18 protein-coding genes are annotated in these 17,974 nt (G+C 50.5%); 8 read left to right on the plus strand and 10 right to left on the minus strand.

Going from position 1 to position 17,974, the window contains the following annotated elements; genetic code table 11:
• Window positions 1-17 precede the first annotated feature (17 nt).
• The 3 genes from fliS to amyA all read left to right on the plus strand — a co-directional run bounded on the left by fliS (window position 18) and on the right by amyA (window position 2,384).
• On the plus strand, window positions 18-428 hold the full coding sequence (fliS, locus tag G0034_RS14285) for a flagellar export chaperone FliS (RefSeq protein WP_047027682.1): 411 nt from the start codon (window positions 18-20) through the stop codon (window positions 426-428).
• Window positions 428-799, plus strand: coding sequence for a flagella biosynthesis regulatory protein FliT (fliT, locus tag G0034_RS14290; RefSeq protein WP_014884388.1), 372 nt, complete (start codon window positions 428-430; stop codon window positions 797-799). The genes fliS and fliT overlap by 1 nt, the downstream gene beginning before the upstream one ends.
• A 97-nt stretch (window positions 800-896) precedes the next feature.
• A complete protein-coding gene (gene amyA / locus G0034_RS14295; RefSeq protein ID WP_045135352.1) occupies window positions 897-2,384 on the plus strand; it encodes an alpha-amylase in 1,488 nt (495 codons plus the stop codon).
• A 43-nt stretch (window positions 2,385-2,427) separates the two neighbouring features.
• Here the strand turns inward: amyA and yedD are convergent, their stop codons facing one another.
• Window positions 2,428-2,841, minus strand: coding sequence for a lipoprotein YedD (gene yedD / locus G0034_RS14300; RefSeq protein ID WP_045135351.1), 414 nt, complete (start codon window positions 2,839-2,841; stop codon window positions 2,428-2,430).
• A gap of 392 nt (window positions 2,842-3,233) precedes the next feature.
• Between yedD and G0034_RS14305 the strand changes: the two genes are divergently transcribed.
• Window positions 3,234-3,905: an SOS response-associated peptidase gene (locus G0034_RS14305; protein WP_179120999.1), complete on the plus strand. Its 672-nt coding sequence runs from the start codon at window positions 3,234-3,236 to the stop codon at window positions 3,903-3,905.
• Between the two features lie 14 nt (window positions 3,906-3,919).
• Here the strand turns inward: G0034_RS14305 and G0034_RS14310 are convergent, their stop codons facing one another.
• From G0034_RS14310 to G0034_RS14320, 3 genes are all read right to left on the minus strand, one after another.
• Window positions 3,920-4,327, minus strand: a complete 408-nt coding sequence (locus G0034_RS14310; protein ID WP_047361774.1) for a hypothetical protein — start codon at window positions 4,325-4,327, stop codon at window positions 3,920-3,922.
• Window positions 4,328-4,395: 68 nt separating this feature from the next.
• A complete protein-coding gene (locus tag G0034_RS14315; protein WP_047361776.1) occupies window positions 4,396-5,664 on the minus strand; it encodes a Y-family DNA polymerase in 1,269 nt (422 codons plus the stop codon).
• A gap of 2 nt (window positions 5,665-5,666) precedes the next feature.
• The gene (locus tag G0034_RS14320; protein WP_047361778.1) at window positions 5,667-6,086 is read right to left on the minus strand and encodes a translesion error-prone DNA polymerase V autoproteolytic subunit; all 420 of its coding nucleotides are present in this window, start codon (window positions 6,084-6,086) and stop codon (window positions 5,667-5,669) included.
• 221 nt (window positions 6,087-6,307) lie between these two features.
• On the opposite strand from G0034_RS14320, the gene G0034_RS14325 reads away from it, so the two are divergent.
• The 4 genes from G0034_RS14325 (at window position 6,308) to G0034_RS14340 (ending at window position 9,491) form a co-directional block, all read left to right on the plus strand.
• The gene (locus G0034_RS14325) at window positions 6,308-6,457 is read left to right on the plus strand and encodes a hypothetical protein (RefSeq protein WP_179121000.1); all 150 of its coding nucleotides are present in this window, start codon (window positions 6,308-6,310) and stop codon (window positions 6,455-6,457) included.
• Between the two features lie 230 nt (window positions 6,458-6,687).
• Window positions 6,688-7,050, plus strand: a complete 363-nt coding sequence (locus G0034_RS14330; RefSeq protein ID WP_108444028.1) for a GtrA family protein — start codon at window positions 6,688-6,690, stop codon at window positions 7,048-7,050.
• A complete protein-coding gene (locus G0034_RS14335; RefSeq protein ID WP_108444029.1) occupies window positions 7,047-7,979 on the plus strand; it encodes a glycosyltransferase family 2 protein in 933 nt (310 codons plus the stop codon). The genes G0034_RS14330 and G0034_RS14335 overlap by 4 nt, the downstream gene beginning before the upstream one ends.
• A 9-nt stretch (window positions 7,980-7,988) precedes the next feature.
• Window positions 7,989-9,491, plus strand: coding sequence for a glucosyltransferase domain-containing protein (locus G0034_RS14340; protein ID WP_108444030.1), 1,503 nt, complete (start codon window positions 7,989-7,991; stop codon window positions 9,489-9,491).
• A gap of 44 nt (window positions 9,492-9,535) precedes the next feature.
• Here G0034_RS14340 and G0034_RS14345 read toward each other — a convergent pair whose 3' ends face one another.
• Genes G0034_RS14345 through G0034_RS14370 form a run of 6 tightly spaced genes read right to left on the minus strand, consistent with a single transcriptional unit; the run spans window position 9,536 to window position 17,942 of the window.
• Entirely contained in the window at window positions 9,536-11,740 is a 2,205-nt protein-coding gene (locus G0034_RS14345; protein ID WP_108444031.1) for a tail fiber/spike domain-containing protein, read from the minus strand.
• Window positions 11,741-11,798: 58 nt separating this feature from the next.
• Window positions 11,799-14,276 carry a host specificity factor TipJ family phage tail protein gene (locus G0034_RS14350; RefSeq protein WP_179121001.1) on the minus strand — a complete coding sequence of 826 codons (2,478 nt, stop codon included), beginning with the start codon at window positions 14,274-14,276 and terminating at the stop codon, window positions 11,799-11,801.
• Window positions 14,263-14,679, minus strand: a complete 417-nt coding sequence (locus G0034_RS14355; protein ID WP_047361786.1) for an NlpC/P60 family protein — start codon at window positions 14,677-14,679, stop codon at window positions 14,263-14,265. Before G0034_RS14355 ends, G0034_RS14350 begins: the two co-directional genes overlap by 14 nt.
• Window positions 14,642-15,112, minus strand: a complete 471-nt coding sequence (locus tag G0034_RS14360) for a hypothetical protein (RefSeq protein WP_047361788.1) — start codon at window positions 15,110-15,112, stop codon at window positions 14,642-14,644. Before G0034_RS14360 ends, G0034_RS14355 begins: the two co-directional genes overlap by 38 nt.
• Window positions 15,112-15,609 (minus strand): hypothetical protein, encoded by a 498-nt coding sequence (locus G0034_RS14365; protein ID WP_047361790.1) that lies wholly within the window; start codon window positions 15,607-15,609, stop codon window positions 15,112-15,114. Before G0034_RS14365 ends, G0034_RS14360 begins: the two co-directional genes overlap by 1 nt.
• Window positions 15,609-17,942: a tape measure protein gene (locus G0034_RS14370; RefSeq protein ID WP_179121002.1), complete on the minus strand. Its 2,334-nt coding sequence runs from the start codon at window positions 17,940-17,942 to the stop codon at window positions 15,609-15,611. Before G0034_RS14370 ends, G0034_RS14365 begins: the two co-directional genes overlap by 1 nt.
• Window positions 17,943-17,974: the final 32 nt, after the last annotated feature.

Here is a 17,974-nt window from a genome sequence, read left to right on the forward strand (position 1 = left end):
GACCCGAGGGGGATAACATGTACGGCGCAAAAGGCACGCAAGCCTACGCAAAAATAGAAGTTGAAAGCGCGGTGATGAGCGCCAGCCAGCAACATCTGGTTATCATGCTATTTGATGGAGCCCTCAGCGCGCTAGTTCGCGCGCGTCTGTTCCTGCAAGACGGCAATATCCCGGCAAAAGGACTGGCGCTCTCCAAAGCGATTAATATCATCGAAAATGGCCTGAAGGTCGGATTGGATGAAGAGAGTAAAGACGAGCTAACACAGAACCTGATAGCTCTCTATGCCTATATGGTTCGTCGACTTCTGCAGGCCAACCTTCGCAATGATGCCAGTGCCATCGAAGAGGTGGAGAATTTACTGCGCAATATTGCGGATGGATGGAAGGAGGCAGCAGGTATTCCAACTCTTGTCCAGGACGCCGTCTAATGAGTAATGCACCGCAGCTCTATACCCTTTATCAGCAACTCCTTGAGCAGAGCCAGTTGATGTTGCGACTGGCCCGGCAGGGGCTATGGGATGATCTGATCATCTGTGAAACCGACTATGTTAATGCGGTGCACTCACTGGCTCGTCTCACTCAGGAAAGTGAACCTTCGATGCAGATTCAGGAGCAGCTTCGCCCGACGCTGCGGGTGATCCTGGACAACGAAGGCCAGGTAAAAACATTGCTGCAAGCCAGAATGGATGAGCTGGCGAAGCTAGTTGGGCAATCCTCCATCCAGAAAACCGTTCTCTCCACCTACGGTAATCAAGGCGGCCATGTCCTGGTTCCGCAAAGTAATAGCGATATAAGTTAGCCATTTTACTGGCGTACGAGCATTAACCGTTTCGTACGCCAGCATTTCTGCCAAACCTGCGCCATACTTGAGTCTCGCGACCTCATGGAGATGGTGCATGCGCAACCCAACACTTTTACAATGTTTTCACTGGTATTACCCTGCTGGCGGTGAATTGTGGCGCGAAGTCACGGCGTTAGCCCCTAATCTTAATGAAATCGGCATCAATATGATCTGGCTTCCCCCCGCGTATAAAGGTGCGTCCGGCGGGTATTCGGTTGGCTATGACTCATACGATCTGTTCGATCTCGGCGAATTTGACCAGAAAGGCAGTATTGCCACGAAATACGGTGACAAAGCGCAGCTGCTGGAGGCCATAGAGGCGCTGAAAAGCAATGATATCGCCGTGCTGCTGGACGTCGTGGTGAACCACAAGATGGGGGCAGACGAGAAAGAACCTGTCCGCGTTCAGCGCGTGAACGAGCAGGACCGCACGCAAATTGATGATGAAATCATTGAGTGTGAAGCCTGGACCCGCTACACCTTCCCTGCCCGTGCCGGGCAATATTCCCAATTCGTCTGGGATTACAAATGCTTCAGCGGCGTGGACCATATTGAAAACCCGGATGAAGACGGCATTTTTAAAATCGTCAACGACTACACCGGCGAAGGCTGGAACGATCAGGTTGATGATGAGATGGGTAACTTCGATTATCTGATGGGCGAGAATATTGATTTTCGCAATCACGCGGTCACCGAAGAGATCAAATACTGGGCCCGCTGGGTGATGGAACAGACGGGCTGTAACGGTTTTCGTCTGGACGCGGTGAAACACATTCCCGCCTGGTTTTACAAAGAGTGGATTGAGCATGTCCAGGACGTCGCTGACCAGCCGCTGTTTATTGTGGCGGAATACTGGTCCCATGAGGTGGATAAGCTGCAGGCCTATATTGACCAGGTCGACGGTAAAACCATGCTCTTTGATGCTCCCCTGCAGATGAAATTCCACGAAGCGTCTCGTCAGGGACGGGATTATGACATGAGCCAGATCTTCACCGGTACGCTGGTGGAGGCGGATCCGTTCCATGCGGTCACTCTCGTCGCTAACCACGACACCCAACCTTTGCAGGCGCTGGAAGCACCGGTAGAAGCCTGGTTTAAACCGCTGGCGTATGCGTTGATCCTGCTGCGGGAAAACGGCGTGCCGAGCGTGTTTTATCCGGATCTCTTCGGGGCGAGCTATGACGATACGGGTGGAGATGGCGAGACCTACCACATCGACATGCCGGTCATTGAGCAGCTTCACGAACTGATCCTCGCCCGGCAGCGTTTTGCCCACGGCGTGCAGACCCTGTTTTTTGACCATCCTAACTGCATCGCCTTCAGCCGCAGCGGTACGGAAGACGATCCCGGCTGTGTGGTAGTGATGTCGAACGGCGACGACGGCGAGAAAGTGATTTGTCTTGGGGAAAATTACGGCGACAAAACGTGGCGTGATTTCCTCGGCAATCGCGAAGAAACGGTCACCACCGCGGCAGATGGCGAAGGCACCTTTACCTGTAATGGAGGGAGTGTCAGCGTTTGGGTAATAGAAGATGCGCTGTAGAAACAATGCCGGGTGGCGCTGACGCTTACCCGGCAACAAACGGCTACGGTAGTTTACTCTCCAGCGGGTTTTTGCTCAGGTAATCAGCACATTCCACCGTTGGGCGGTCAACCTTCTGCAGCTCCATCCCGTCATACTCAAGCGTCGCGCCATCGCGCTCCAGCGGATAGATATCCAGCTTGCGGGTAACGTTGTAGTAGCTGTCTGAACGCAGCATGATTTTACCCGGCACGGCAATCACGCGCTGCCACTGTCGGCAGTCCAGCGTATCGCCCTCTTCGGTCACCACCAGCGTGGCAATCGCTTCAGGACTGACCAGGCTACTCTGCGGTCCTTTTGACTGCCAGTATCCCGCCAGATGCGCCGGGACAGGATGCTTGATCACATCCTGATAGTTATCGACCTGTACGCACCCGGTCAGTGCCAGCAGCGCGCCAGCAATTGCTATTTTTTTCATCATCTTTCCTGCTTTCGAAGAAAAAAATATTGTGGCATTAAAGCGCTGCGGCTGCCAGCGAAGATAAAAGGCTTAAACCTGCATGCCCATCACATGAGCATACATTTTTCATAATCGACAAAGATCGTCCAAGAGCGCACCAAATAACAGATGGTTAGAGTCGTCGAAAACATCAGTCGTCTAAGTTCACCTTAGAGCGAGTGCTGTTTTGTGTCCCATCCATGCCCCACCGCCAAACTTTGCGTAGCTCCTTCCAGTTTCACGAAGCCCCGCTTTACCGCCTCGCTGACTTCCATCATGATGCCCCTGCTTCAAAATCATAAAGTTTCGGTGCGCACCTGTTTTTTCTCCCTGCCCTATACTTTCAGTCTGACATCTGGCTGGAGGTTTCTATGTGTGGACGTTTTGCACAAGCCCAAACCCGTGAAGAATACCTGGCTTACCTGGCCGACGAAGGCGATCGCGACATCGCCTATGACCCTGAACCTATTGGCCGGTACAACGTCGCGCCCGGTACCAAAGTCCTGCTGCTGAGCGAACGAGACGAGCAGCTGCATCTTGATCCTGTCCTGTGGTCATACGCGCCAGGGTGGTGGGATAAAGCCCCACTGATTAACGCGCGCGTCGAGACGGCGGCCACCAGCAGAATGTTCAAACCTCTCTGGCAGCATGGCCGGGCTATCTGTTTTGCGGATGGATGGTTCGAATGGAAGAAGGAAGGCGACAAGAAACAGCCCTACTTCATCCACAGGGCCGACGGGCATCCAATATTCATGGCAGCGATCGGCAGCACGCCGTTCGAACGCGGTGATGAAGCGGAAGGCTTCCTGATTGTGACGTCTGCAGCTGACAAAGGCCTGGTCGATATACATGACCGCCGACCGCTGGTTCTGTCGCCAGAAGCTGCAAGGGAATGGATGCGTCAGGACGTAGGCGGGAAAGAAGTTGAGGAAATAATTGCCGACGGCACAGTGGCCGCCGACAAGTTTATCTGGCACGCAGTGTCGCGTGCCGTTGGTAATCCAAAAAATCAGGGTGCTGAATTGATTGATAATATTCAGTGATATCCTGACAGATATTACCAGAGTTTTACGCTTCCATCTGGCTGCTTACCACCCACTGGAGACATGTCGTACACCTTATTTACACATTTTTGGATGCCGTCTTTAAGATGCTTTACCATTTTCTTGTCTGAATTATTCTGACCAAAATAATTCACAGTGGTAACGTTATTTTTCTTGTAAATTTCAGCTTCGCCATATTGCCCGGCGGAATAATTAATTTTATAACCCCAGAATTCTTCTTTATAGCGAGCTTTGATGAAAGGGTCGTAATCTGCAAAGACATCAGCAATGCATAATGCAACGCTTTTTGCATCGCTCTTAGTCGTATATACAGCGTCAGGAGTGCCATGTTTTGGAGGCTCTTGGATAATTGCACACCCAGATAAGGTAAGAACTGCTAATGCGAGAATAGGTTTTAACATATCAATTCCATTTAAGTATTTATAAGTGCCTGAATAAGATACTTTATTTTGACCATAATGTCCTGCATTTATTTAACAATTAATAAATCCTGGAAGCGGGTCGTATACCGCGGAGAAAGCATTTCTCGCTTCATCTGCCATTGTTGCTGAATTCCCTGCCCTGCAAAGTAGAGTGTGCCCTTTCCTCCTTTGGCATTGAGCTGGTCAAGGATCTGCATCAGCTGCGCGCTGTCTTCGCGCGGCGCGTTCTCATCGAACAAGTTGAGTTGAGCCACGCCATGGCTGAAAAAGTCACCCAGCATAATGCCGGCTTTCTGGTACCGGTGACCATCCTTCCATATTGCATCCAAGCAACGTGTGGCCGCATTGATTATGTCGCGGCTATCCTGCGTCGGGGTCAGCAGCTTCACGGATGCACTGTTGCCGTAATATGGTTCGTTCAGGGCAAATGGTGACGTTTTCACAAACGCCGATATGTACCGGCAATACTGATGCTCCCCGCGTAGCTTCTCGGCGCCGCGCGCGGCATAGCTGCAGATTGCCTGGCGCATCTGTTCGTATTCGGTCACGCGTTCGCCGAATGACCGGCTGCAGACGATTTCCTGCTTTGCCGGTGCAAACTCTTCCAGATCAAGACATGGCTCGCCGCGCAACTCACGGACCGTTCGCTCGAGTACCACGTTAAAGTGCTTCCTAATAATCCATGTGCTTTGTTCTGAGAGGTCCAGAGCCGTTTTAATGCCCATAGCGTTGAGCTTCTTACTGATGCGCCTGCCCACGCCCCACACATCCTCAACGGGGACCAGGGCAAGGAGTCGGCGCTGGCGATCGATATTGGACAGGTCCACTACCCCGCCCGTCTGGCGCTGCCATTTTTTGGCGGCGTGGTTTGCCAGCTTGGCGAGTGTTTTTGTCTGGGCAATGCCAACACCAACTGTAAGGTGTGTCCGCTTCAGAACGGTAGCGCGAATTTCTTTGCCGAACTCTGTAAGGTCCCGGCAGTTGCGAACGCCAGTCAGGTCACAAAAAGCTTCATCGATACTGTAGATTTCGACGCGAGGGCTCATTTCCTCCAGCGTCGTCATTACCCGGTTCGACATGTCAGCGTAAAGCTCGTAATTGCTACTGAAGCAAACAACTCCAGCGCGCCGGAATAGGTCCTTTTGCTTGAAGAATGGCTCCCCCATTGTAATTCCAGCGGCTTTGGCCTCGGCGCTGCGTGCGATTACACAGCCATCGTTATTCGAGAGAACGACAACTGGGCGCCCTCTCAGATCTGGCCTGAACACCGTCTCGCATGATGCGTAGAACGAATTCACATCACAGAGCGCAAACATATTCAGCTCGCAGATTTAACGATGAAAGTCACGACGCCGAACACGTCGAGAGTGTCCTCGCTACCGACAATAATCGGCGAGTAAGCGCTGTTCATGGGAATCAGTTGAACGGTTGGGCGTAACTGCAGACGCTTAACAGTGAACTCTCCATCTACCGCGGCGATTACGATATCTCCATGCTCAGCTGTGCGCGAGCTATCTACCACCAGCAGATCGCCGTCGCTGATCCCGGCCTCAATCATTGAGTCGCCGGCCGCCTTAACGAAATACGTCGAACTGGGATGGGACACTAGCAACTCATTGAGATCGATGCGCTGCTCAACGTAATCAGCAGCCGGGCTGGGGAACCCGCATTGCACCAAATCGCTGAACAGCGGGATAGCAATAATTTCGCGTAATTCTGCCGGTCTGAAGAACTCCATGATGCATACCTCTGATACTGTTTTTATATACAGTAGTTTTAACCGAGATACTGATCAAGATGGCCGTTTGTTCCTGAGTGGCTACTTCCTGGCCGCTTCGTTTCTAACCCTGTAACGCTATTGGTTTTTTGGTATTTGTAAATTTCCGGAGAAAAAGTGCTGATTGCTCACTTTGAATACTACATGAAGGGATTTTCGTCTGTGTACACCCGGTGAATGGTATGGGTAACTACACCAACCAGGCGAACGTCATCCAGCGCATCTCCTTCGATGGCTTCGCCAACATCCGTGATAAGCGCGCTACCCGCCCAATAGGCGTGCTGCTGGCGCCCGCAAAACCAGATCAGCAATGTATCTCCGCGATTGAATGACAATGCTTTATCAATGACATCAAAGCCTTCCTGCGTTTCAACGATACTTGCAGAAGGAGGAAGGGATGGCTCTGCGACCGCTACAAAGGGGGCGCAAATATCTGCTGTTCCTGGCATGTTTACCTCACAAATTAAGCTGTATATAAATACAGTATCGTCAATATTGAGGGTCGATCAAGTGATCATCTGATGCTACACTTCAGGCCTTTCAGAATTGACTGATTTTTCTAATGTTAAAGCTATTTACTCGCTATGTTTCTGTGGGGGTTGTCAACACTGCTCTTCACTGGTTGTGTTTCGGTGCACTCATGCATTTTTTTGGGGCTACGCAGGCCGTTGCGAACTTAATTGCGTTCTGCATTGCTGTGACGTTCAGTTTTTATGCAAATGCAAAGTGGACATTCAATTCTCAGGCTACATCTGGGCGCTATGTTGCATTCGTATTATTCATGGGCATTATGGCTGCACTAATCGGATACGCTGCAGATTCTATTGGTGCCCCACCAGTTGTAACTCTCATAGCTTTCTCGGCATTTAGTCTTGTTGCCGGATTTATATACTCAAAGTTCATTGTCTTTAGGGATGCGAAATGAAAATTTCTCTGGTCGTTCCGGTATTTAATGAAGAGGAAGCGATTCCAATCTTCTATAAAACGGTGCGGGAGTTTGAAGGGCTTCAGCAGCAGGAAGTCGAGTTAGTCTTCATAAACGATGGCAGCAAAGACGCTACAGAATCAATTATTAACGCGCTTGCTGTTTCAGATCCGCTTGTTGTCCCGCTGTCATTCACAAGAAACTTCGGTAAAGAGCCTGCGCTATTCGCTGGCCTGGACCATGCAACCGGTGAGGCAATAATCCCAATTGATGTTGACTTGCAGGACCCAATAGAGGTCATTCCACACCTGATTGAGAAGTGGCAAGCTGGGGCAGATATGGTGCTGGCTAAACGTACTGACCGCTCCACAGATGGAAGGCTGAAGCGTAAGACCGCTGAATGGTTCTATAAGCTCCACAATAAAATCAGTAACCCGCAGATCGAGGAAAACGTTGGTGACTTCCGCTTGATGTCTCGTCAGGTGGTTGAGAACATCAAACTAATGCCAGAGCGAAATCTGTTTATGAAGGGCGTTTTGAGCTGGGTTGGTGGCCGCACAGATGTCGTTGAATATGCCCGAGCACAGCGTATTGCTGGGGATTCTAAATTCAATGGATGGAAGTTGTGGAACCTTGCACTTGAGGGGATCACCAGCTTCTCTACGTTCCCGCTGCGCATGTGGACATATATTGGTTTAATTGTTGCAAGCCTAGCTTTCGTATACGGGGCATGGATGATAATTGACACGATTGCTTTCGGTAACCCGGTTCGCGGCTATCCATCAATGCTTGTTTCAATACTTTTCCTTGGTGGGATTCAGTTGATAGGCATAGGTGTTCTTGGGGAGTATATCGGAAGGATTTATGTTGAAGTTAAGGGAAGACCGCGATACATCATCAAAAATGATGAACCAACAAACAAGTCTTAAGGTGTTAAAATGCTTCGTTTCAATTTAGACAAAAAGCTTTTTTCAATGATATTGCTTATATCATTGATATTCTTCTTACCAATTATCTTATCAAGTCACTATTACGTTGATGATTTAGGTCGTTCTATTTACGGATATTCAAAGTGGTCTGAGAACGGCAGGCCTCTTGCTGATCTTTTATTCCTATCTTTGAGCTTTGGGCCTCAGTTGCCAGACATATCTCCACTACCGCAATTGCTTGCCTTGAGCATCTTATCGCTGAGTGTTTACTTTTCTGCAAAAGCATTTCTCACTGAATTTGATGGGTACGTTGCTGCCATAATTTCAATGGTTGCAATTTCAAGTCCATTCTTGTTGGAGAATATATCATATAAATACGATGCTTTCCCAATGTCGATATCCGTGTTGTGTGCAATAATTCCTTTTGCATTCAAATCGGTAAAATTAAAAAAACAATTTCTATATTGCCTCATTTCTGTAATTTTAATTTTGTGCATCTATCAGGCATCAATTAATATATATATAATATTCGCTATTTTATACGTATTAAATCTATTCAGATTAGGCGAAACTCGCAATGGATTGTTATCAATAGTAGCATCCATTGGCGGATTAGGTATTAGTTATCTTATATATTCAACTTTCATTTCACCATATTTTTTAGTTGGCAGTTATAATTTAAGACATAGTGAACTTGCAACTTCAGGAATAAATGATGCCTTAACGGTTATATCACGCAATATTTACGAATTTGGAAAATTAATAAGTCTTGTTGTTACCACACCATTTATAATCTTTTGTGTAGTGGTGTTAACATTATCTTTAATTGCGTTAATAAAGATCTCGCTTGTTAAATGCAGTTACTCTAAGCCTGAGAAAATAATGAAGCTTTTAGTCATTGTATTTTCTCCATTTGCAGTTTTGTGCATGATAACAGGACCCATGATGCTCCTGAGGGACCCAGTACTATCTCCCAGGGTTCTAATGGCATTTGGAACTGCGTGCTTCTTCTTTGCGGTTCTTTCCACCTGGGCCTTCTCTCGCACAAAGCTTTATAAATCATTATGCGGTATTTTATTTACAGTCTACGCCCTATACTCTTTAGGGGTTGCCTATGCTTACGCGAACTCACTTAACAATCAAGAAAAGTATGAGAATGCGATAATTCAATTAATGATGTCTGACTTAAACAGCCTTGGCTTGAGCAGTTATGAATTTATTGCTTTCAAAGGTGGAGTGTCGTTGTCACCAGAAGTTAGGATGGCAGCAAAAAAATATCCAATAATTTCAAAACTTATACAGCCGACAATAAATAATCAATGGGTGTGGGGCCATACCCAAATGATGCATTTCGATTTGGATAAAAAATTTCAAAGCTTTGATTATCACATGTCGCTTAAATCGAGTTTATGTACATTTGAAAATGTCAGAAACTCTAATAACTATAACATTTTAATTGATAAAAAAAGCTCAACTATTGTGTTTGATTTCACGAAGACAGAGTGTAAATAGTTTTTGAAAGCCCCCCCCCACATAATCTGCAGGGGGGGGTATGTTTAAATGCTACTGGTATAAGTGGCCGCAGTATAGATATGTTTCCATATCTTATTCTGCACGTTTACCATACCAACACCACACGACAGGCTAGCGTTAGAATTATAGCACCCTGAGTTATCAACGGATGTTAATTTTGTTAAGTCACAAGCTATGTTGTGAATCCCCCGCATTAACCTGATAGTTCCAGCATTTGATGTCGCTAAAGTATTAGAACCATCGGTATCAACATCACCACTTATGTAGTATGTTCCAGCATTCGATGAAAATGGAACGAACCCAGAAGCAATCGGTGCTTTTACGTTTCTACAGTAAACTTTAGCTGTAGTCCCAGTTAGATCGACAACGCCTGTGCTTCCATCAAATGTTGCATTGCTGATATAAATTTCCGGTTGTGTAGCCATTGCGGCAGTTGAGTAGAAAGCTGCAAGCCCGCGCAATTGGGTTAGGTTGTTTACGTGCATCTTCGTAAGGCTATTATTTCCAATACCTCGATAAACTCTCCCTTGAGTAGTATCAGTGAAAGAAGCCTGGATATTATTCAAGAAAACCTGCCCTAAAACGCCTCTATTCTGAACGAGTGATGAATTGGCATTTACAGGAAAGATTGTTCGACAGTTGTTGATGATTAGTGTTTCACAGAATGTAGTGTTGGCATTGTTCAGCGCTACCAACCCAAGGCCATTACGTGGACCATTGTTTATAGTTAACTGATGCACCATCGTCCCGTATGTACCTGAAATACCAACAACGGGCGCTACGTCGTTTCGAGTATAAACATTCTCAATGGTTAAATCGTCAATCTCCACTCCATATAAGTTAGGAGAAGCACCATATCCACGGTCATTAATTTCTATGATTGGGTAGGCGTTTGCAGGGTTAGGAACTGCATAAATTTCGCTAACATGTAAATTATTGACCTTTGTATATGTCAAGCCGTTGGTGTCAGCATTAAATCGTGCCACAGCGTGATTAGTGTTGCCATACAAGCCAGCAATTTTCATGCGCACATAAACCCCGGACCCGTCGCCACCGAAGGTCAAAAGCGTTGTAGTTGTCGTTCCTTCATCGTTGGCCTGGTTCAGGCTATAAATCCCAGCGATATCTACGTTAGAGAAATCACCTGGCTCACTGATGTCGTAAGACGGATAGTCTCCCACTGTGAGAGCGCACATATCATCGCCTGTTACACCGCTTAGGTTTCTGATGTAAACATTCTGACAAGGATTCTGTAAATGAATACCGTCTGAGATGGTATTAAAACGCAGACCATCTACATGCAAATTCTGAATTTTAGCTATCAGCCAACAGTATTTACGGGCGTTGCGAACGAGAATGCCGCCACCGATACGTAACGTGGTTACGTTTTTGAATACTGAAGCCATGCTCCCGGTGCCATTAAATCCTTTTGCCAGACCATTAAAATCAATGGTACCCGGCCCCCAAACTTCAATGAAGTCGTCTGCTGTTCCCGCACCGGCGTTAACGGCGTAGCTGTAATTCTGAAGAATATTGCCGTTGTAACTATCAACAGCTTTAAGAATAACACCTGCGCCAATCCATAATCGCGTACCTGAGCGCAATACCCAAGCACGATCTGTAAGATATGTACCCGGCTTCTCGAAACGAATATCCCCGCCCGCGGCAAACATAGCATCCAGACCGGAGCCAATGATGTTTGTGGTGCTTGGTTCAATACCATACATCTGAGGGGTGCGGTATTGAATGGCAGAACCGACTGTACCAGCAGGATAGACAGATCCTACCGACAATCCAACCAACCCGGCACCACTTGTAGCCGCCAGCGCAGCACGCAGAGAAGCATCCCCTACTCCGATCCACGCTCCAGGCGCAATACCACCAGTGCTGGCTGGTGTTGAATTGGCCGGAACTACTTTCGGGCCGGATGCAAACGAACCAGTCCATTTGTAATATTCGCCGTCGGCAGTGTTCAGCAGCACCTCATTTGGGTTGTTGATAGTCGCGCCGGTGGTGAAGGTCTTCCCGGTAAGAATCACGTAACCATAGGCGGCCATGGCCTGCTGAGAAAGATAGTTCATTCCCTCAATGGTGTAGTGTTTCACACCAAAGCGATCAGTGTAGGTCCATCCCATCGAAGTGACGAACTCGTCAATTTTCCCTGCGTTGAACTTAAGGTCGCGAGGAGATTCACTTGGTACTGCGTCTTGAGTTGGTTGCGTAGCCATATTTATTCCATAAAAAAACCCGGCGCGATGGCCGGGTTCGGTTGGTCGGGGATGGTTCTTATTGATAGATGGCGTCGCTGTATTCCGCGACTGTCAGAGATACCGTGTTATCGGTGTTCGGCTTGATGCTGTTGACTGTCCATAGCTGACTGTCCAGTTCTTCCACTGTCGCGATGAGATAGCGTGACGGGAGTTGCACAGTGTCTCCGTTCCATATGTTGAGCTGAATGTCGGGTATTGCTGCGGTAAACCCGTACTTCGTATCGCTGCGTGCGGTTGCTGGGTAGCGCAGCGTGGGATTACCCAGGCTGTCGGTCACAAGCACATACATCGAACCAGTAAACGTGATCGGCTCGCTGGTATCGAAGTTATTCCCGGCACGACCGGTGATGTATCCCTGTTGCTGGTTACTGTCGTAGATGTCAGGCATCTGAATGACGCTGCCTACCTGGATAATGCCGTCCTCAAACACTTTGGCGTTCATCTTCACCCTGGAGTAGATCAGGCGTTTAGTTTCGCGGAGCGCGCGCTCCCGCGCCTGGTACTCGTTGCGAAAGCCGACAATCTCAAGCTTGTTCGGGTTCTCCGCTTCCTGCTCGACGATAGCGCCGTTCAGTACGCGGTAGTTGATGTACGTCTTGTTGTTCGTGGTTGGGTGAACATAGGACACCTGCACGCCGTCGTATCCGCCTGGAAGAGTGGCTTCATACGTCATTTTGTACTCCTCCGTCTTCATGTTGGCCCGGTTGAATACGGCCGCCGGGTAATCAACTTTCTGATCCCGGGTGAACGTCAGCACGCCGTCATCCCAGTACGCCACCACTGAAGCCGCATTACAGATCGCCTGCACGCGGTCACCGAGAGAGTCATTCTCATCGTCAAACGTGTAGTCGAAGTAACCCAGACGCTCGTCAGGCAGGCTTTCGGCGATTGAGTACAGCCCGTACAGGTCAATGCTGCTTACCGGCTGCTCGCCCATAATGAGCCAGGTATGCGCCACCGCATCAGCGAACGAGCGCGACGGACGCAGCGTGTAATCCACCGTCTGTGTGTCCAGGTCGTATGTGATGGTGTGGCGGGTCACCAGCGCGTTATATTTGCGCTCACGGCTGCCCAGGGCGTTCTCTGTCGCCCTCACCTTCACTCGTACCAGGGTGTCTGTCTGGTGAACGACATTCGTCCGGATGTTGATGCTGTGGATCTCTTCAACCTTCAGAAGGCTGGCATCGCTGGAGTTATCTGTGCGCTGGAAGCTGACGGCGTATTTCCCGAAGCCGCCGGTCGGCGTGATTTTGTCAGTACGGTAGAACACCTCACTTGTGGAATCATGCGGAGTCGTCTGCCAGTATGTGAAAGTCTGCTGCGTACCAGGAACCTGGTTGTAGTCGTCGTCGATCTTCCAGATGACAACTTTCCAGTTGGTCTCCTTCTTTGGTCCAAGGCTGGATTGAGTGTGCAGCCATAGCTGCGTCGACTCGACCGGGGAGAAGAACGGGCCGACCACCAGCGCCTCGTTATCGTTCAGGATGAATTTTGTGGTGTTGATCGTGGCATTCGCCGGGATGTCCTGCGGGCCTTCGAGCTGGTTCATCGTAAACGTGTACCAGCGCACCGGGTTAACCACGTCACCGTCGTTCGTTTCAACGGCGGAGATCAGCGTGCCGGAGAATGTCGCATCGGTAGTAACGCTGCCTGATGCTGTGCCGTACGTCACGTTGATGGTGAAAGTCACTGCATGCGGCAGCACCAGCCCCATAAAGTAATCGAACTCGGCCTGCTTAATGATTTTCATCGCAATCTGGCCGCCGGAATACGTTCCGCTGACAACTGTGTTAGCCGTCGCTGTCTCCACAGGAAAGTCGCTGGCCTCGTTCTGCCCGGGAACCTCTTGCCCGTCAACGTCATCAAAGCCATATCCCTCGACGATCTGGGGGATGACAACACCAGGCGGATAGAACTGGAATTCTGCACCGGCCAGAGAGCCAAGGCTTGATTCTGAGTAGCGCACAGACTCGTAATCGTATTTGCCGATCCCGATGCACATCCACTCTGTAACGTACTTTAGTCCTCCGTCTGTAGACGTCTGGTGAACGTACTCGAATACCGATTCTTGGATCAGGTCCGGGAAAGAGCGAATCTGTCCGTAGATGTCCGGTTTGGCCTTGTAAACGCGCGCGGTGTTTGTCTGACCGGTCAGGCTATTGTTGGGCGAGTCGACAGAATTTCCACCGGTGTTTGCGATGGCCGGCTTCGGTGCCAGGAAAGAAAATACCTGACCAACCACTTTGAAGATCGGGCTGAGGATGTCGCCGACAATACCCTTCGGCTGGTCGAAAATCTGAACGTGGTCCAGCTCGCTCAGTTCAAACGCCAGCTCGTCATCGTCGCCCAACTTTACGCCGTTGCGGACGATCAGCAGATCGCGGTGAAAGGTAGCGTCATTGGCCACCAGCCAGTCATAAAAAAGGGTGCCGTTTGGCACCCTGCAACGCAGCTTAGGCGTTCCAGGAAAGTTCGATATCTCAACCAGCGCCATATTCGAAAAACTCCACTTTGGTGAATGCCCGCTGAATGACCAGCAACGAGTCCATGCGTACGCTTCCGTTCTCTCCGCGCGAGTGCAGCGCATGTCTGTTAAGCACCAGGCCAACGTGTGCCGGTTGCGCGCCGCGGTAGCCGACAAATATCCCGCCTTCGACCGGCTTATCGACCTGGCGCCAGAAAACAACATCACCCTGATAGCAGGTGAAGAAGTCCTCACCGGCTTCGTAGTCCGGTGTCTGGTGCAGTTCAATTCCGAGAACGTGCCGGTAATACAATACGCACAAGCCCCAGCAGTCGACTTTCTCGAACGAACAGGCCCGGTTAGCCCACGGCACGCCGATCACATTCCGAACAAAATCAGAGGTACTGAAGTCCCGTGTATTCGACTGGATCATAAAGGCGACCAATGTTGTTGTTCAGAGGGTTGGTGACAGAAAGGGTTACCGATGCGGCATCAGCGTCGATGTCCACCGTCTTGACGTATAACTGCCAGGACTTAATCGGCACCGACACATCGCCGCTGTCGAAGATCTGCCGCGTGGCCGTGATGGCCGTCAGTCGGGCCGTTCCCTTCCACTGCTTCATCAGCGCTTTGATATCCGACGACAGCCGCCCAAGCTTCACCGTCGCGTCTATCACCGGCGTGCCGCTCTGCTGACTCTCTTCGATTTCAAAGCGCGCTGGCGTGTACGTCTGGCCGCCAAGGGTCTTCGGGAAGAACTGCTTATCGACCAGGCGCACATAGCCAAAGGATGGATGGTAGAACGTGATGGTGTCGTACAGACCGCGCGTCGGGCGCTGCTGTTTATACTCCCTGAAGCTCGGCATTACGGCATCCTCGGTAGTGATTCCGGATCGCGCCCATCCGGATAACCAGTGACAACGATATCCAGCCACGAATCCCACGGCGGCGGCAGCTCAACAATGATGTCGTCGAATTCGTCGTCGGCGTTGTAGAGGTGGTTCGCAATAACGGTCCCCGTCCATGTCACCACCCCTCCGTCGATGCTGGTTTGCACCGGCATCTGAGTGAAGTGAAGCTGCTGCAGCTGCAGGTCACTACCGCCCAGATTGATATTCATCCTGAACCAGTTAAGGCCCCGGTTGAGATAGTTCGGGCTGCGCAGCCATTGCTGGAACGCGCGCTCCTGGTCCAGCGTGAAAATCCATGTCAGTGACCAGGTTGCTTTCAGGTCGTCAGTAAGGCTCTGGAAGATAGCTGGGCCGACCGCTGGCTGATCGGTCTGGAACCCGGTATCGAGCGTCATGTTTTTGCTTGCCTTCTGCGCCAGTGGCAGCCAGTCGGGATAGTCGATAATTGGCATCAGCCCTGCCCCCTTGGCGTACGTTTAACGTTCATGTTGCTGGTAATGGCGTTACTGATTGGGCCGCCGTTATTCAGGTCTGCCACGATGACATCAACGGTAAGCCCACCGTTTGCATCGGTACCAGCCTGAGCATCAACAGAGGATGACGTGTAGTTCTGAATGTTGATAACCACCCCGCCACCGCCCCCGGCAGTCATTTCCTTGTTGCTGATAACCCTGCCGTTATCGCCCGGTATCATGTACTGCTTACCGGTACTGGCCTGGTAAATCTCCGGCATGCCGCCTTCGCCGACCTGGTACATTCCGCCAGCCGTTACCGGACCGCCGTTCTTACGTTTACCGAGAAGGTTCGCGCCAATAACGCCGGCCACCGCGCCGAGACCGATCGCTGCAGCCGTACCCATTGAGGCTATTGAGGAAAGGATTGCCGCCGGGGTCCATGCCGCCGCAGTCGTTGCCGCCGCCGCTGTGCTGGTAGCAGTCTGTGTTGCCACTGCTGCCGTCTGTACTGCCGTCACCGTGCCGATAGCCGCCGTTTGTGCCGCCTGGCCCATGATGGCTGACTTAACCCACTCAATTCCCATCTGGACGAATGAGTTAACCACGCTGTTCAGGACCGTAATGCCTATACTGCGCATTGCATCGCTGGCAGACATGCTGCCTGTTATGATTCCTGTCAGCGCGTTACTGGCTACAGAACCAAGAGAGTCGAAAGCCGCCGCCGCTGCCTGCGTGGCAGCATTCTTCTGCGCCCACTCTTCCCACATCGCCGCGTTACGCTGATCCCGGTATTGCTGTTCGATAGCAGCGCGCGCCGCCTCAGCCTCACCTATCTTCTGCGGGTAAAGCTGAGCATATTGCTGGATATCAGCAATGTCTTTCTGGTACTGGCTATCCAGCCCGGCGGTTTTACTGGTTTTGCCCTGGATGGCGCTGAACTTATTGGAAGCCTCTGTGCGCTCCCGTTCAGCCTTTGCCTGCTCACGCAGTGCGTTGGCATTATCCCAGGCTTTCCCGGCAAGTTGCCCGGCAAGTATGAGTTGATCCTGCGTGGCGGTATTACCGAGAGACTGCTGTGCATTAAGGACAGCCTGCGCTCGCGATAACTCACCAACACTCCCAGCTGACAGCTCTGCCTTCTGCCGCAACTCATCCAATTTTTGGTTAACAGTCTCCTGCGCTTTAGCGTACTGCTCCGCCTCTTTCTGAGCCTCTGATTTACCGCCTTTCGCTTTGCTGCCAGTAGCCGTGCCAGTGGTTTTAATCTCGATTGGCTTTGTGTTAGCGGCAGTCTGCGAAGCTTTGGTTACAGCAGCGAGATCTCCAACCAGCATGGCAGCTTTATTGCTCAGCCCGGCCAGTGCTTTGTTTTGTGCCTCCCAGCCGTCTAGCCCAAGCCATGACCAGGTGCGGGCCCGGCGGGTAAACATTTCCGCAGTACTGTTCAGATCAGAAATCTGTGCATCGGCAGAAATTGCCTTCCCGGCCAGCCTGTCGATCGCGGCTGTCAGTGAGTCAATCACAGCGACCATGCCTTGACTTGCGCCGGTCGCCTGATTTACAGAGTCAATCATCGACAGGAATGAGTTAGTCAGTGCGGTATTTGCCTGGGAAAGAGTGCGCGGAAGCTTCTCGAACTCAGCATTAACCGATCCGGTTTGCTTCTGGATAGCGTTGAGAGCATCTTCTGCCGTCAGTTTCCCGTCCAGCATCAGCTGTCGAAGTTCTCCAATGCTTACACCCATCCCGACGGCAATCTGGCGCGCCAGTTCTGGCATTTGCTCAAGGATGGAGTTAAATTCTTCAGCCCGTACAGTGCCTGATGAAATTGACTGACCGAACTGACGAAGAGCATTCGCCATTTCTTCGGAAGAGGATCCGCCGATACGCCCAATTTTTTGAAGAGTCTCGGTGAGCTGGATTATCTGGCCGTTAGTCGCGCCGGTATCGCGCAACGCCGTGCTGAGAGTCTCCCAGAGCTTTTCTGTATCCTGCAGCGAACCACCCGTTGCCGAACTTATACGCATCAGGCTCTGCATTGTCTGCGACGCTGCCGCAGCGCTACCGGTCAGACGCTCAATGCGCGCGTTTAACTGACTCATATTGTCAGCGGCAACGAGAAACGCCTTACCCCAGTCAACAACGAGTGACGCCGCAATAGCGCCGGCTACACGGTTGATATTGGTCTGCAGCTCATCCATCTTTTTGGCTGCATTCGTCGCGGAGTTGCCGATTGAGTCGAGTGACTTATTGGCCTTTCCCTGCGCCTTCAGCAAGCCAGAAACATCGGCCTCGATGTCGTAATAAATCTCGCCTGCTTTTTCAGACATCAGTTTTCTCCGGGCATAAAAAAACCCGCCGT

The sequence above is a fragment of the Enterobacter sp. T2 genome (genome assembly GCF_010692925.1).
GTDB classification, from domain to species: Bacteria; Pseudomonadota; Gammaproteobacteria; order Enterobacterales; family Enterobacteriaceae; genus Enterobacter; species Enterobacter kobei.